The organism is Bradyrhizobium sp. NBAIM08 (genome assembly GCF_020193935.1).
Taxonomy (GTDB): domain Bacteria; phylum Pseudomonadota; class Alphaproteobacteria; order Rhizobiales; family Xanthobacteraceae; genus Bradyrhizobium; species Bradyrhizobium yuanmingense.
The window spans coordinates 1-379 of sequence record NZ_JADYVR010001413.1 but is presented as its reverse complement, the minus strand read 5'-3'; the positions used below and the strand labels follow the sequence as shown (position 1 = coordinate 379).

Below are 379 nucleotides of genomic sequence, written 5' to 3'. Positions count from 1 at the left end.
CACAGATGCTGATCGGGTATGCGCTGGGCTGGTTGACCCTGGACGGAGCGATCGCCCTGGTCGGCCGTCGGGCTGGGGTGACGGCCGCAGCCGTCCTCACGCCCCATGGGCTGGCCGCAGTCGACGTCGACAAGCCGTCCGACCTCGACCTGGTGCGAGCCCTGGTCGAGGGTTAAAGCGCTGCCGCCCACCTGGCGGCGAGCGCCTGGTTGCCCGGAATGTCTTCGGGGAAGTCCATTTCCGCCCAGCCGAGCCCCTCGATGGACTGGACCCGCACGCGCCCGGTCTCCTGTGCGATCTCATTGATGACGCTGAGGTACCAGCGTTTCAGCCCTTCGGGCCGGCGGATGATCGCCTCGACATAGCGGGTGAACAACGC

General features: G+C 67.8%; 1 pseudogene. It reads right to left on the bottom strand.

The annotated features are described in order from the left end of the window. Positions 1–172: 172 nt before the first annotated feature. Positions 173–379: pseudogene (locus I6F37_RS45195) on the bottom strand (nucleotidyltransferase); the annotation flags it as partial.